This is a genomic window from Shewanella sp. GutCb (genome assembly GCF_002836135.1).
Classification (GTDB): domain Bacteria; phylum Pseudomonadota; class Gammaproteobacteria; order Enterobacterales; family Shewanellaceae; genus Shewanella.
Window position 1 is genome coordinate 193,726 of the sequence record NZ_PJBL01000017.1, and the last position, 15,705, is coordinate 209,430.

Annotated in this window: 10 protein-coding genes; 8 read left to right on the top strand and 2 right to left on the bottom strand. The window is 45.3% G+C overall.

Features of this window, described 5'->3' with window-relative positions; genetic code table 11:
• The first annotated feature begins 13 nt into the window (after nucleotides 1-13).
• The 7 genes from fis to CXF86_RS10415 all read left to right on the top strand — a co-directional run bounded on the left by fis (nucleotide 14) and on the right by CXF86_RS10415 (nucleotide 8,497).
• On the top strand, nucleotides 14-319 hold the full coding sequence (fis, locus tag CXF86_RS10385; RefSeq protein WP_012153658.1) for a DNA-binding transcriptional regulator Fis: 306 nt from the start codon (nucleotides 14-16) through the stop codon (nucleotides 317-319).
• 487 nt (nucleotides 320-806) lie between these two features.
• Nucleotides 807-1,781, top strand: coding sequence for a LysR family transcriptional regulator (locus CXF86_RS10390; RefSeq protein WP_101089780.1), 975 nt, complete (start codon nucleotides 807-809; stop codon nucleotides 1,779-1,781).
• Nucleotides 1,782-1,980: 199 nt separating this feature from the next.
• Nucleotides 1,981-3,441, top strand: coding sequence for an ethanolamine permease (eat, locus tag CXF86_RS10395; RefSeq protein WP_102038909.1), 1,461 nt, complete (start codon nucleotides 1,981-1,983; stop codon nucleotides 3,439-3,441).
• A gap of 169 nt (nucleotides 3,442-3,610) precedes the next feature.
• Nucleotides 3,611-4,978 carry a glutamine synthetase family protein gene (locus tag CXF86_RS10400; protein ID WP_102038910.1) on the top strand — a complete coding sequence of 456 codons (1,368 nt, stop codon included), beginning with the start codon at nucleotides 3,611-3,613 and terminating at the stop codon, nucleotides 4,976-4,978.
• Between the two features lie 100 nt (nucleotides 4,979-5,078).
• Nucleotides 5,079-6,494 carry an aldehyde dehydrogenase family protein gene (locus CXF86_RS10405; RefSeq protein WP_102038911.1) on the top strand — a complete coding sequence of 472 codons (1,416 nt, stop codon included), beginning with the start codon at nucleotides 5,079-5,081 and terminating at the stop codon, nucleotides 6,492-6,494.
• Nucleotides 6,495-6,535: 41 nt separating this feature from the next.
• Nucleotides 6,536-7,705: an iron-containing alcohol dehydrogenase gene (locus CXF86_RS10410; RefSeq protein WP_102038912.1), complete on the top strand. Its 1,170-nt coding sequence runs from the start codon at nucleotides 6,536-6,538 to the stop codon at nucleotides 7,703-7,705.
• A 93-nt stretch (nucleotides 7,706-7,798) separates the two neighbouring features.
• Nucleotides 7,799-8,497: a glutamine amidotransferase-related protein gene (locus CXF86_RS10415; RefSeq protein WP_101089775.1), complete on the top strand. Its 699-nt coding sequence runs from the start codon at nucleotides 7,799-7,801 to the stop codon at nucleotides 8,495-8,497.
• Between the two features lie 146 nt (nucleotides 8,498-8,643).
• On the opposite strand, the gene CXF86_RS10420 is transcribed toward CXF86_RS10415, so the two are convergent.
• A complete protein-coding gene (locus tag CXF86_RS10420) occupies nucleotides 8,644-11,658 on the bottom strand; it encodes a UvrD-helicase domain-containing protein (protein WP_102038913.1) in 3,015 nt (1,004 codons plus the stop codon).
• Between the two features lie 551 nt (nucleotides 11,659-12,209).
• Nucleotides 12,210-14,339: a multiheme c-type cytochrome gene (locus CXF86_RS10425; RefSeq protein WP_102038914.1), complete on the bottom strand. Its 2,130-nt coding sequence runs from the start codon at nucleotides 14,337-14,339 to the stop codon at nucleotides 12,210-12,212.
• Nucleotides 14,340-14,990: 651 nt separating this feature from the next.
• Between CXF86_RS10425 and ric the strand changes: the two genes are divergently transcribed.
• Nucleotides 14,991-15,698 (top strand): iron-sulfur cluster repair di-iron protein, encoded by a 708-nt coding sequence (gene ric, locus CXF86_RS10430; protein ID WP_102038915.1) that lies wholly within the window; start codon nucleotides 14,991-14,993, stop codon nucleotides 15,696-15,698.
• Nucleotides 15,699-15,705: the final 7 nt, after the last annotated feature.

The following is a 15,705-nucleotide window of genomic DNA, read 5'->3' on the forward strand; positions in this document are numbered from 1 at the left end:
GAGCAGAATACGAATGTTTGATCAAACAACTCACACTGAAGTTCACCCACTGACTGTTGGCAAAATCGAAACCGCAAGTGGCGCAATCAAGCCACAGTTATTACGCGATGCAGTAAAGCGTGCGGTAACAAACTTTTTCGCTCAGATGGACGGGCAAGAAGCTGAAGAAGTATATGAAATGGTGTTAAGCGAAGTTGAAGCTCCGCTGCTAGATATCATTATGCAACATACTCGCGGCAACCAAACTCGTGCTGCAAACATGCTAGGTATCAACCGTGGTACTTTGCGTAAAAAATTAAAAAAATACGGCATGAACTAAGACTCACGTCTTAATATGTTGTATCGAAACGGGTTAATCAGAAATGGTTAACCCGTTTTTGTTTATACGTCCCCCCATATGCCTCCGTTGTGTTGTTGCTCTTTCGAAAATCACCTAAGCCTACAGCTACTTACCCACAGAATATTTCATCCGACAAGATGCTCGCCAAAGTCTTCAACACTGATTGACTATCACGGCCTAAAACTTCCCAAACCTTCATTCGACCACACCTCCTCAAAGATCAGGGCTTCAGCCACACACATGAAACTCAGATGACACCAATGATAATAAACTCAGCTAAACATTGGCATAATTTGATGTTTAACGCTGTCCCATTTAATTACCTGTTGCTGAAGTAATTTCTCACAATGAGCAAGCTTGTAAGCTGCTTAATCTTCCATTGTGATCAAAAAAGCTTCTAACTGAGTGATATTCATGCCATATTTTTGCTTATTCACCACTTTATTCAAGCTAAATAGGGACGTCATTGCGAGCATTTGATTTTGATTTAAAAGGTTTGCAGGTGTTTGTGATTGCAGCCCAAACTGGCAGCATGACAGAGACGGCTAAACGTTTAGGATTGACGCAATCTTCAGTCTCTCAGACCCTATCGATGCTAGAAAAGAACCTTAAGGTCGAACTGCTTGATCGCAGTGTTCGGCCTCTTGCACTTACTATCGCTGGCCGTTATTTTTTCGATCAATCTAGCCATCTTCTTTCCCAAGCAGAGCAAACCCAAAAGGTGTTTACTCAGGGGACATTTGAACAGCTTCATTTAGTGCGTATTGCCATGGTTGATTCTCTGGCAACCTCTTTAGGTAAGCCGTTAATTGAAGTGGTAAAGAGGCGAACCGAGAACTGGAGTCTAACCACGGGTCGCTCTCATATGCACGCGGATGCGCTGGTGTCTCGTCAGGTCGATATTATTATTTCTGATGATGCACTTGAAGACTGTGATGACCTCTGTCGCTACCCCATATTAAGCGAGCCTTTTGTGTTAGTGGTTCCTCTGAATTTAAGCTGCCAATATGCAGATGTGAGTTCCATTAATGATATTAATCGTTTACTGCAAAAGCTAGATTTTGTGCGCTACACCAATGACTCTTTAATCGGCACCAATATAGAGCGGTACTTAAGACGAGTTGGCCTTGAGCCTGCCATGAGGTTACAGCTCGACAATACCTTTGCCGTGCTCTCTATGGTCGCGTCTGGCCTAGGCTGCACCATCACCACACCGCTATGTTTATACCAGAGTGGGATCCCTTTAGCGCAAGTAAGGTGCCTGCCTCTTCCTGCTAACGATGGCTTTAACAGGCGTCTTACCTTGGTCACTCGACGGCATGAACTGAGCGATTTGGCTGAGCAGATGGCCAGAGACAGTTGTCAAATCATGTCTCAGTGTTTCCTACCAGAGCTTGAAAAGGATCTGCCTTGGCTGGTATCAGCCATCGATATTGGTTAGTGCGTAGAATGAGTTTTTGCGACTAAAAACTAAAAAATAAGCCGCTGATGTTTTTCATAGTATTAAAATTATTAATACTACAGCGTTAGTACAAATGATTGTTGTTGTCGTTAAGCCAGGAGGCTATTAGGTTCGGTCAGGTATTAATTCAAAGCGAATTATCCGGGCCATTTCGCAAACCAAGATAAAGGGAAGTGTCATGTCACATGAATCAAAGATACAACATGCTCCTAACACAAAAAATAAAAGCATTGAGTATAAAGCCGTTTCCGATGAATACATGAGCCAACGTCAACTCAAAAAAGGGGTTGCTGGCTGGGTACTGCTGGCCAGTCTGGGGATCTCCTATGTGATTTCAGGCGATTTTGCCGGATGGAACTTTGGTCTTGAACTTGGCGGATTTGGCGGAATGCTTATCGCCACTCTGGTGATGGGCTTAATGTATATCTGCTTAGTATTAAGTTTAGCGGAGATGTCATCTTCACTGCCGACGGCTGGCGGTGGCTATAGCTTTGCCAGACGCGCCATGGGACCTTGGGGCGGATTTCTCACCGGCACAGCTATTTTATTAGAATATGCCATCGCGCCTGCCGCTATCGCTATCTTTATTGGCGGTTATGTCCATGAGCTTGTCGGTATAGACGGGCCGATTGTCTATGCGGCCTTCTATGTGGTGTTTGTCGGTTTGCATCTGTGGGGAGCTGGTGAAGCACTGAGGATCATGATGGGGATAACCCTGCTCGCGGTGATCGCTATAGGTGTCTTTATGGTGGGCATGGTGCCACATTTCGACTCGGCCAATCTATTCGATATTGCGGCCAACCCTAATGTTGCAGGATCCAGCAGTTTCCTTCCTGAAGGTTATATGGGGATCTGGGCCGCACTGCCATTTGCGATGTGGCTGTTTCTTGCGGTAGAAGGCGTGCCATTGGCCGCTGAGGAAGCGAAGAACCCAGCGAAAGATATGCCTAAGGGGATTATCGCCTCTATGTTGGTATTGATCGTATTTGCTGCAGCGGTGTTATTGCTCGCTCCTGGGGGCGCGGGCGCCGAAGCGATGAAAAACCATGGCGCGCCATTAGTGGGGGCACTGCAATCTGTTTATGGTCAGGACTCACTGGCAGCCAAGTTTGTTAATATTGTCGGTCTGTTTGGCTTGATTGCCAGCTTCTTCTCTATTATTTATGCCTATTCACGTCAAGTTTTCGCCCTCTCCCGCGCCGGTTATTTGCCCCGTTTCCTCTCGCTGTCTGGAAAACGTAAAGTGCCTGTTTGGGCGTTAATCGTACCGGGAATATTGGGCTTTCTGTTGTCGCTAACCGGTGAAGGTGACTTGATGATCACCATGGCGGTATTTGGCGCTACTATCTCCTACGCGATGATGAGTTTGTCACATATTTTACTGCGTAAAAAAGAACCTAATCTTGAACGACCTTATAAAACCCCTGGCGGTATTTTCACATCCTCTATCGCGTTAGTGCTCTCACTCGTCGCACTCGCTTCCACCTTTGTGGTAAGCCTTCAGGCTGCCATGTGGTCAGCCCTCTTTTATCTCATAATGGTGACTTACTTTGTCCTCTATAGTCGTCATCGATTGGTGGCTTCGGCACCTGAGGAGGAGTTTGACATGATCGCCTCAGCTGAGTCTGAACTTAATTAGTATTAAGAGGCTGGCAGTGAGCCACTTTATTCTGTCAGCCAAGCTTATTCCCTGCAAATTTAGCGACTAAGATTAAAAAAATATAATAAGTAATAAATGAAGTCTGACGATGAACTGCAGCGCTAAGCCAAGTTCATCTTATCAAGAACAATAATAAGGAAGCGCGAATATGGAAGCCAGACAAGTTAACAGTATTGCCGATGCCATTGCCATTATAGAGGAGCGTGGTTTAGCCCATATTAAGGTTGGTCTATTTGATAATGATGGGGTGATGCGCGGTAAGTATATGTCTAAGTCCAAGTTTATAGCTTCCTTAGATAAAGGCTTTGCATTTTGCGATGTGGTACTTGGTTGGGACGTCAAAGATCAACTCTATGACAATGCTAAATACACAGGGTGGCACACAGGTTATCCCGATGCACCAGTGCGGATATTACCCCATACCTGCCGCGATGTAATTGGTGAAGAAGGCATGCTGCTGTTTATCGCAGAGTTTGCCGGAGAAGCTGAAGCTGTCTGCCCACGAGGGACACTAAGACGTGTGATAGAGAAAGCTGAAAGCATGGGCTTTAACCCGTTTGCGGCATTGGAATATGAGTTCTTTTTGTTTAACGAAACACCAAAATCAATCCGCGAAAAAAACTTCCGCAATCTAGAGACAATAACCCCAGATTGGTTCGGTTACTCAATGATCCGTAACTCTGTGCACTCTGATCTTTATCAAGCTATTTTGTCGATGTCTGAGACCATGGATTTTCCTATCGAAGGGATCCATTCCGAAACAGGCCCAGGCGTAATTGAGGCGGCGATTGCGGTTGATAATGCCGAAGCGGCGGCCGATAAAGGGGCACTGTTTAAAACCTTTATGAAGGTGTTGGCACAGAGACGGGATCTGATGGCGACCTTTATGGCGAAGTGGTCAGGGGATTATCCGGGGCAAAGTGGCCATATTCACCTCTCATTACAAAACAAAGATGGTAGCTCGGCTTTTTATGACCCCAGCCAGACTCACAGCATGAGCAAAATACAACGGCATTTTTTGGCTGGCCAACAGGCATTGATGCCTGAATTTCTGTGCATGATAGCCCCGACTATTAACAGTTATTCTAGGATGGTCCCCGGATTCTGGGCGCCTACTGATGCCACTTGGGGCGTTGAAAACAGAACCACGGCTTTGAGGGTTATTCCTGGATCGGCGTCATCTCAGCGGGTTGAATATCGACTCGGTGCAGCCGATGCGAACCCCTACCTTGCACTTGCTGCTGCACTGGCCAGCGGCCTCTATGGCATAGAGCACGAGTTAGAACCGCAAGCTCAAGTGAAAGGTAACGCTTACGAGCAGAGCCATGATGCGTCATTAGCGCTGCCCGCCACCCTGTGGGATGCGACGCAACGATTCAAGCTATCTTCAGCGGCAAAAAGCTGTTTTGGTGAAACCTTTGTCGAGCATTACGCCATCAGCCGTGAGTGGGAAGAGCGTGAGTTTAGAAAGCATGTTACCGATTGGGAGATGGAGCGTTATTTCGAGATTATTTAAGCCCACAAGCATCTTTCTGCTGCGGTGAGTTTTATGGTGCAAGCCACTTATTTGAAGTTAAAGTTGAAATTTAAGTTGTAGCAATGGAGTTACCTTATTTATGGAATCATTCTCGAAACCAGAGATGCAGCACACCCTATCTCCCATAGATGGCAGCATTTTTGTCAGCCGTCCGCTCGCTGACGAGCATCAGCTATTAGCCTCTGTCGAGCAAGCAACGGCAGCCTATAATAGTTCTGAGGCAAGCTGGAAACTGACCCCGCTATCTCAACGTAAAGCCTTATGTAAACAGGCTATCGAGCAGTTATTGAGTCATAAAGATGACATAGCGAAAGAACTGAGCTGGATGATGGGACGACCTATACGTTACGGCGGCGGTGAGCTTGCCGGCGTTGCCGAGCGCAGTGACTATATGATTGAGGTTTGCGAGCAAGCGTTAGCGGATATCCAGCTCGAAGAAAAGTCAGGCTTTACCCGTTATATCAAACGTGAATCCTTAGGCACAGTCTTGGTTATCGCTCCCTGGAACTACCCTTTTTTAACCGCGATAAATGCCATCATTCCTGCTTTATTGGCGGGTAATTGCGTGATCCTCAAACACTCAGCTCAAACACCACTGTGCGCCGAGCGCTTATATCAGGCCTTTAAAGAAGCGGGATTACCTAAAGGCGTTTTTCAATACTTGCATATGAGTCACGATAACACCGCCAAACTTATCGCCAATGAGCAGATCAATTATGTGGCGTTTACCGGCTCTGTTTATGGCGGGAAGATGGTAGAAAAGGCCGCTTGTGGACGCTTTATTGGTGTTGGTCTAGAGCTTGGCGGCAAAGATCCCGCCTATGTCCGTGAGGATGCGGATATAGACAGTGCCGTTGAGACCTTAGTCGATGGTGCTTTTTTCAATTCAGGACAATCTTGCTGCGGAATTGAGCGCATCTACGTCCACCAGCACGCTTATGATGAATTTGTCAGTAAGGCGGTGGCCTTAACCAAACAATACCAGTTAGGGCGTGCAGATGATCCAAGCGCCACCTTAGGCCCCATGGTGCGCACCTCAGCGGCGGATTTTGTCAGAGAGCAGATAGCTGATGCAATTGAGCAAGGTGCCATAGCCCATATAGACGAAGCACTGTTTCCGCTGAGTCAGAACGGAACGCCTTACCTTGCACCACAGATCCTAACCCATGTGGATCACTCTATGAGCGTGATGACACAGGAGTCGTTCGGCCCTGTGGTCGGGATAATGAAAGTATCGAGTGATGAGCAAGCCATTACATTAATGAACGACAGCGATTTTGGCTTAACCGCCAGTATCTTTACCCAAGATATCGACCTCGGGATTGCGTTAGGAGAACGCCTGCAGACAGGGACTTTTTTCCTTAATCGCTGTGATTATTTAGATCCCGCATTAGCGTGGACTGGGGTAAAGCAGTCGGGACGTGGCTGCACTCTATCTCAGTTAGGATTTGAGCAGCTGACTCGGCCTAAGTCATTTCATATAAAGCATATTTAACTCAGTGCCCGTATAGGCTAGATCCAAAAGGGAGTAGAAAGATGGATTTACATGCAAGTTGGAATTTCCCCACCGCCATCACAGTGGGTGAAGGCTGTTTAGATCAGCTTGGTGAGCGTTGCAAAGTACTTAATATGACCAAAGTGCTGTTGATCACCGACCCTGGTTTATCCGGTTTGTCGATGGTCAAAGAGGCAATAGCATATTGCATAGAAGCTGGACTTGAAGCTGATGTTTTTGCTGATATACAGGGAAACCCAACCGGCAACAATGTTCGCGATGGCGCACTGTTTTTAAACGCTGGCGGTTTCGATGGTGTGGTAGCGTTCGGTGGCGGCTCAAGTTTAGATGCAGCAAAAGCAATCGCCATGATAGCGAAGCAAGCGATCTCTTTATGGACCGCAGAAGATATTGGCAGTAATTGGACTCTTGTCGATGAAAGCCTAATGCTTCCAGTGGTGGCAGTGCCCACCACTGCAGGGACGGGTTCTGAAGTAGGCCGCGCGTCAGTCATCACCGACACCGATGGACCTCATCATATTAAACGCATTATCTTTCATCCCAATATGCTACCCGCGCATGTTTTGCTCGACCCGATATTAACCTTAAGCTTGCCACCTCATATTACCGCGGCAACGGGTTTAGACGCCTTGTCGCATAATCTAGAAGCCTATTGTGCGCCTTTTTATCACCCTATGGCGGAGGGAATTGCTATTGAGGGGATACGTTTAGTGAAAGACTTCCTTCCAAGAGCTGTGACCAATGGTGAAGACATTGAAGCGAGAACACAGATGCTAGTAGCTTCGACTATGGGAGCGACCAGTTTTCAACGTGGTTTGGGCGGAATGCATGCTATCGCTCACTCCCTTGGTGCGCTGTATAACAAACATCATGGATTATTAAATGCGATTTTAATGCCCTATGTGTTGATACGAAACCGCAGTGTTATAGAGGAGCGCATCACACGTTTGTCGCGATACCTTGAGTTAGATGACGCGAGTTTTGATGGTTTTCTGTCTTGGGTGCTAACGCTAAGGGAGCAACTTAATATTCCGCACACCTTAGCCGAGATAGGGATCAATTTAGATGACGCGGTTTTGATCGGAAAAATGTCAGCCAAAGACGCGGCTTCCGCAGGCAATCCGATAATATTAACCGATGCCGAATATTCATTGCTCTTTAGTGATGCGGTTAAAGGTCAATTAAAATAATACCCGCCTGGGAGTCACAATGTGTGGCTCTCAGCCTGCTTTATTAAACAGATTTATCAGGTAATAAAACGTTTTTCACAGAGGAGGATTGCGATGAGAATAGGGATTTTGCAATGCGATGATGTCACCGAAGCACTGCAAGCTAAACATGGTAATTATCCGATGATGTTTACTCGCCTGTTTGAGAATTTAGACACTGAATTAGCATTTTCTGTTTACCGAGTGATTGATGGCAGCTACCCCGATTCATTGGATGAATGCGACGCCTATATTACGACAGGAAGTCGTTATGGGGTCAATGATGATGAAGCTTGGGTGATCCAGTTTAGGCATTTCATCGCCAAACTCTATGCCTGTAAGAAAAAGCTCATTGGGATCTGTTTTGGTCATCAGATGATGGTCAAAGCGTTGGGAGGTGAGGTCATCAAATCTCCAAAAGGCTGGGGCGTAGGTGTGACTACATCAATGATCACTCAGAGAAAACCTTGGATGGATGGAGCTGCAGAGGCGATATCTTTGGTGGTAAGTCATCAAGATCAAGTGAGTAAACTGCCTGAAGATACTGAGATTATTGCCGCCAGTGATTTCTGCCCCTTCTATATGATCCAGATAAACGACCACTTTCTTGGTGTTCAGGGACATCCTGAGTTTAGTAAGAGCTACTCAGAGGATCTAATGGATGCCCGCCGTGACAGGATCCCCCATCAAAGAGTTGAAATTGGCATCGAGTCACTGTCGCTTCCAGTTGACGATAAACTCGTGACTCGTTGGTTTGTGAACTTCTTATATTAAAAGGATGACCATCGTCGGTTTGATGGTCAACTCTAAGTAGAGATGTTAGTTGTGTCCCAAAAAACTCACGCTGTTATGGTATGGGCCTGCTCTTATCAAAGATCAACAACACAGGGGTAGAATAAGTGCTCCAGCCAATATCAAAACTAACTCGGTAGGGCTACCTTAGATTTATTCACAGCATTGCGACAGCTGGGTGATTTCTTGCCGCGATAATTCTTGCAACCCCAAAACTCCCCTCGAGTGCCTTCTCTCAATACCATATCGCCACCACAAACATTGCAAAGCGGTATGGTATGGCTGCAGTCGTCATTAATGCAAACCTTGAAGCCAGTAAAACGTTTACGTGTCATCGCGCTACCACAACGATCACAGCCCTCCTCTTTGTGATCGCACAAGGGAAAGTGAGAGCATGAATAGAAGGATTTAAACTGACCAGTTCTTGGCTTTAGGGTCCCCGTTGTACAACGAACGCATTTGATCTGTTCAAACAACTTTTGTACTAAAGAGGTGCTGAACTCTGCTTGCACTATTGGGTATCCGTCTTGAAGCAGCTCAACCACAAACGGACTAACATCCGTCATGTCAGCCAATACATATACCCGGTGCTTTGCCCGGGTTAACGCCACATAAAACAGTCGACGCTCCTCAGCATATTCAAATGCTTCCGACTTTGGCAAAAAGGCATCCAGTAATGCAGGAGTGACTTTCTTTGAGGGGAAACCATGCTTACCGGTTTTCATGCCAGTAATCACCACATAATCGGCCTCTTTACCTTTAGATGCATGAAACGACTGACATTCAATGGTTAAACTTGGGTATTTGGAATTTAGCAGCTTCAGCTCATTTCTGTCAGGTAACTGAAACCAAAAACGGCCAAGTAAATACACAGTCGGCTTGCGCTTGGGATCATCGTCATCCAAGTTAGCTCTTGCACTCAGCGCAGTTAATGCTTGTTCCAGTGCATTGGGGCTGGGATTGTCCGTCGTCGGCTTGTCATTATCTCCACGCTGTATAAGTGAAACGGCAGGTTGATTGACTTGAACAACCGATCGAATATCCTTCTTTAGTTGTGTCGGATTCTGAGTCACAAATTGGGTCGCGACCTCGCCAATGCTGCTGTTAAATCTAAAGGTGAGATCGAGATAAGTCTCAGCCGTTGTGCCAAAATATTCAGTGAACTTAGTCGTTAAGCTCACATCCGCCCCGGTGAAACGATAAATGGCCTGCCAGTCATCACCGACACAAAATAGTGACGCCTTACTGTTGGAGTGAGCTGAGCTAGAGTCTCGTAACGCGCGCACTAGGCGAGCTCTTGGTTCTGAAATATCTTGAAACTCATCAACCAAAATATAGCGCCATGGACTAATGAATTGACCACTTTGAACATAAGAGATCGCCTTGCCAATCATGTCCTCAAAATCAATATCGCCACAGTCAGATAAATGTTGTTGGTAACGATTTAATATCGGCACCAGCAACTCGAACGCCTTACGTGTCTGCTTGGGGTCCGCTGCGTTGTCGAATACCCTCTCGAGTCCGCGATCATCAACACAAGCCGCTTTATACAATCCAATAAGTTGGCTAAAGAGTTTTGCCAACTCTGTAACCCGTCCTAGTTCATGCAAAGTCGCAAGGATAGCGGCATCAGGTAACGGCGAACATTTGACTTGAAACGCCGTTAAAGCCTGTTCTAGCTCGCCAATTAACAACCCTTTTTTATGTTGGTAATAGAATAGCTCAATGCAAGCAGTCTCATTGTTGCTATGAAGGTCGCGCTTCCATGCCATGGATTCAAGGTATGCCTTGTTATCAATGTAAGGTGCGGTATTGTCTGCTTCATCAACGCCATAATACTCAATATAAACGCCATACTCTGGCAGGTAAAAATCCGGTTGATATTGGCGAAAATCGATACTGCTGACATCATGCTCATACTTAGCTTCGTACTGATATTCGATACCATTACTGAAGAGCCAATTAGCAATATAAAGTTCACCAAAGCTCTTTACCCTCTCAGCTTTAAGCGTACGAATATCGTTGTCATTGAGGTATTCAAAATATTCGCCTTCGGAGTCAAAATCGAAAGGACTTTTCTCAACATAATAGAACTGACTGAAATACTCGAAAAGCTGCTGACGATAGTCCTGATCTTCAAGCAGTGCAGCGAGTGTTTGTTGTACCCAGTTATCTTTGGCTTTTTCATCATCCGCCCATGGCGACAAACTGGGCGCAGTTCTCTCCACTGCGGCGATGATCTTTAACCCCAGACGGTGAAAAGTGCTCGCGTTAATATCATCAGTCCCAAGCTTATCTTTGATCCGTTGATCCATCTCATCAGCCGCTTTTCGGCCATAAGCTAGCAATAAGATCTCACTCGCTTGGGCTTTGCCACTCTCAACTAAGTACCCTGCACGCCCGACCATGACACTGGTTTTTCCGGTTCCCGCCCCAGCGAGCAGCAAATTGTTATCATCATCAATAACACAAGCCAGTCGCTGCTTATCCGTTAAAGGATTAGATTCAATATGGTCAAAAAAATCAGCATGCTTAAGCAGTTGAGATTGAATATAGCCTTCACGCAGCTGCTTTATGGTCACTTTATCCCAGCGATAAAACTGCTGTAGCTTATTTAGTGCGAGCTTAGTCGGTGTTGATAATTCAAACGACTTATATAAGGGATCGCACAGGGACTCGCACCAAGGGAACCAGCGTTTATATTCTCGCGCTATTCTTAACTGCATCTTCTCTAGTAGCGATGCACGTAGATAATGATTAGCGAGGGTAGCTTCAATCCGCGTGATTAAACGGCATAACTGCTGTTCATGAGCTTGCGCCCACAGTACTTCAACTTGTTGTTTGAATTTTGATTTGGCTAAATAACTGAGAAAAGCAAGCTGTTGTGGCTTACCATCAACTTGAAAACTTAGCAAAGTTCCAAAAAAGCTCAGAGAGAAAACAGGTGGAGATATTAGCTGCTGCCAGGATATATGCACCTTATCAACTGCAGTTTGGGGTTTGCGGTACAGCGCTAAAAACTGGCCTTTAGCACAGCTAAATTCAATACCATCAGCAGTTAACTTAACCGCATTAGATTTGCCTAAATACAGCTGGCCAAACCAACTGTGGCTAATACTTTTTTCGATGTTTTGTGGCAACAATTTAAAACCTACGACTAAATGGCTTTACGCATATTGGACGTCACTATATCGCAATTTTGCGCTGCTAATAATTATCTTTCTAAGCTTAGTGAAATACATCGCGGGCTTTCAGTGTGCAGCATGGTGTGGTAGTTGGGGCAAACGTCAATAAGGTTGGTAACCAGATCCACTTAATAGTTTTCACCAGTAGTGGCTGTATCAACTTTATGATGAAGCTGAATAAAGCCTTTTCCATCACGCAATAAACAGCATTTAAGTTGAAATTACAAACAGGGCAGATGACTCCTTAGCCCTCAATTCACGCAGCTCTTGCGTTAGGAATACGCCGATAGATATGGCTTACGTCAATACGAACTATTGAATTAGCCAAGTTTGAGTTAGAACGACTATCCGCCCTCTTGGCTGAATTGCCTTGCCCTCCAAATAGCCACGCCGCTCACCGAGCGGCGTTAGCATTTGTTTATATTTGTTTTCGAGTGAAAAAGCCGCTATTGGTTGATAGCGGCCAATCTCAAATGCAGGGCGAGACGTTATAAGGTACAGTAACTAATTTAGAGCTTGTGAGACTCAGCGAGCTTAGCTTCTGAGTGACAGACAGAACAAGATTCAAGATTGTTCTGTTGCACTACGATATCACCCTCTATATCAGCACCGTCAAGTGGTGCATTAAAGAGCGCGCCATTACTAATCATATGTGATTTGAGTGGCTCGCCGCCGCCGCTATGACATGACCAGCATGTTGCCGCCGCTGGAGACGTTAGCGTGAACTCAGCATCTTCAGAATAAGCATCACGAGTAACAAACATGCCCGATTTTTGGATATCATCAAGCTTCACAGAACCGCTAACGTGACACGCTGCGCAATCCTTAATATTTGCAGGATATTTCCAATCACGTATAGCGCCGTCTGCTAGATTTTGCTCTTCTCTGTCACCAGCATGAAGCGCGTGGACATACACCGACCAACCAAGATGGTTTAGTACAGTATCGTCTGGTGCAGTTTTTGCTGCATTAAAGGTTTTATCCCAAATAGCTATATTTGGGTTATGACAAGTTGAGCATTGCTGTTCAAGATCGTTGCGACGAGAGTGCATACCGTAAGCCATGTCACCATGACACGCAGCACAAAGCTCGTTACTTACAACCTGGCGACGCTGGGTATCAGCTAAGCCTTGCATGTCAAAGAATGATGTAACAGAGCGCAAGCGATTTTGGATAGCACCATCGGTACCAGATGGCTGCAGCTCACCTGCTTTGTTAATCATAATGGTTGATTCAATCGATACAGCACCTTTAGCTATCTCAGTACCCGTTGGAATGATTAAACCCGTATCATTTTTGGTTGGGTCTGGGTTTAGCGCACCGGAAATAACAAAGGCATACTGACCAGCGCCAACCGGAACAACTTCCATTTCATTCAACTTAGCATTAACGCTATGATCAGCCATACGACCAAGCTTACCGCCCACTAATGTTTCCATAGTGAGCATTTTATAGTTGGTTGATGCGTCCCAAGCTAACGTTGCACGTAAAGCTTTAAAGTCAGGCATTTCAGTCACGGGAGTACCGGCCGAGTCACGGATCTCTAATACCAAGGCAATTTCAGCGGTATTGTAATCGTGGCCGCCACGAGTGCTGGTGACCGGTGTAGCTTCAACGCTAATAACTTCAATACTAAACATATCACGTGCTGTCGCTAGCGCTTCAACCGGTGCAACATGGATTTCAGCAACATCGTGACAAACACCACCACAAGTCATTGGCATATCGATACCGTGAGATGGTGCGTAATCCCCTGAGTGACAAGTCGCACAAGCTTTGGCGTCATTACCCGCTAACCAATCTGAAGCGTTAGGGAGTTCGGCTGTATTTTCGCTTTCGTGGCAGCTGAGGCAATTTTTGGTTGATTCAACGTTAGTAAGGTAACTATCGAAGTGCCAACGGTGCGCACGTTCGTTAATAGTACCTTTACCATCTTTTTCACCTGTCGCGTGGCAAGATGCACAAGCGTTAAGGTCGTTAGCATAATGTGGTGAACGGTCGTAAGAGTCATATCGGGCATACGAAATATCGGTATGACAAGCTAGGCATGAGTCAGTAGATACAATCTTGCGGGTAGTCGTGACAGCTTCGCCGCTAAGCATAAAGTCTATCTCTGGCATTATGTCTTGAACACTGCCAATGACCGGTAAACCACCATAGCTTTGAACACGAACCATAAAGCGCTGTGGTACTTCACTATCAAACTCGTAGCCCTTTGCTGAGGTATCGAGGTCTAATATAGATGTAGGGTTAAAGACTGTGTATGTCCCATCTTCATTATCCGTTAAGCAAGCGCCTGCTTCATTATTAGCACTACAAGTAACATAACCAAAGCCTTGGCGTTGAGTGCCACCTTTCTCAAGCGTAGCCAGTTGGCTATGTAGGAACCGCACAGAACCAAGACCTTTAACGAGTTGGTCCTTCTCATTGGTTAACCGAAAGGTAGCAGCGCGAACGCCTTGTTCGTCAATACCGTAAGTCAGGTACTCAAGGTTAAGTGTTTCAGCAGTAGTTGCAAAAACCGGTGGAGTTACTCCATCGGACCCATCGGACCCATCTTTGCCATCTGATCCGCATGCTGCGATACCAAATGCCATAAACACCGCGAGAGGTGCTTTGAGCTGTTTGAGGTTCATCATCATTATCTCTTTTATTATAAAGACCCTATATCGGGTGTGTGTATTCTTTACTTTGAACCTGAATCGAACCTGAGCTAAAGATTAATAATCGATCATTTTTGTTAAATTTGTGACAGAGATGATGTAACTTAGTATTAGATTAACTGATTGATTTAAAATAATATATTAGCACCTAGTTATGGATTAAAAGCTAAACAACCAAACTGTACATTTGCAAGATGCACGATGTATATCCCCAAGCACACCAACGTTAGCAACAAGTCTTTACTGAACTGTAATAAATAAGCATTTTGCAACTTACAGCTAACAATAAGCCTACCAACAGCGGTAATCGTAGTGGTGATGATTTTTAACAGACCAAAAACTTGTTAAGCTGTTGATTTTAAGATATAAGTTTAATAAGTATTGGTCTTTAGGTATTTGAAAAAATTATTGTGAAGATGAAGATAGAGTTGATGCTGAACGCAATACGAATTGGCGGCATGCTCAGCCACCAAACCGTTAGCAATCAAGTTATCAACATACCTCTAAAGTAAGATTTCCAGAGTAAAAGTGTGATTACCCGAGCATTTTACTCAAGTAATCATTGTGAAGCACATAAACTGCAAATAATATGCATGTTATATTATTTGCAGTTGTTGGAGTGCCATCATGTCTCAATCAAAAGAAGTTCTGCTAGCTACCCGTGTTGGAGAGTTAGTTGCTAACGATTTTCGTACCGCTCATATTTTCAGTCAATTTGGCATCGACTTCTGCTGTGGCGGCGGGATCTCACTTGAACGCGCAATAGGTCGTTTTGATGCAGATGCTGAGGCCGTATTAAGTGCGCTGCAAAGCTTAGATTCAAATGTGGATACAGAGCAAGGACTAGCACAGTTGCCACTGCCAGATTTACTCACTTACATTGAAGCTACTCACCATAGCTATGTTAGAGAAAAGGCTCCGCTGCTCGTTGAATACAGTCAAAAAATGGTCCGTGCTCATGGTGAGAAACACAGTGAAATTAAGCCACTAGCAGGTTGGATCAATGCATTAGTCGATGATTTGATGCCTCATTTAATGAAAGAGGAGCAGATCTTGTTTCCGGCAATTCAAGGCCTGTACAGCCAAGCACAAACGCAAACGTGTTTCGGCCATATCAGCAACCCGATTAATGCCATGCTGCATGAGCATGATGATGCACTGCAGGTATTTGACAAGATAAGCGAGCTTACAAATGGTTTTCAACCGCCAGCACATGCCTGTACCACATGGCGAGTTTGTTATGCGACTCTTGCAGAATTTGAAGCGGATTTAAAACAACATATTCACATCGAAAATACTATTTTGTTTCCGCAGGCAATTGCACTAACGGCATAGACATATT

Excerpts from the sequence above, each read along its gene's own strand:
- ric (WP_102038915.1), top strand. The coding sequence starts at position 14,991 with ATGTCTCAATCAAAAGAAGTTCTGCTAGCTACCCGTGTTGGAGAGTTA.
- CXF86_RS10400 (WP_102038910.1), top strand. The coding sequence starts at position 3,611 with ATGGAAGCCAGACAAGTTAACAGTATTGCCGATGCCATTGCCATTATA.
- CXF86_RS10405 (WP_102038911.1), top strand. The coding sequence starts at position 5,079 with ATGGAATCATTCTCGAAACCAGAGATGCAGCACACCCTATCTCCCATA.
- fis (WP_012153658.1), top strand. The coding sequence starts at position 14 with ATGTTTGATCAAACAACTCACACTGAAGTTCACCCACTGACTGTTGGC.
- CXF86_RS10415 (WP_101089775.1), top strand. The coding sequence starts at position 7,799 with ATGAGAATAGGGATTTTGCAATGCGATGATGTCACCGAAGCACTGCAA.
- eat (WP_102038909.1), top strand. The coding sequence starts at position 1,981 with ATGTCACATGAATCAAAGATACAACATGCTCCTAACACAAAAAATAAA.
- CXF86_RS10425 (WP_102038914.1), bottom strand. The coding sequence starts at position 14,339 with ATGATGAACCTCAAACAGCTCAAAGCACCTCTCGCGGTGTTTATGGCA.
- CXF86_RS10410 (WP_102038912.1), top strand. The coding sequence starts at position 6,536 with ATGGATTTACATGCAAGTTGGAATTTCCCCACCGCCATCACAGTGGGT.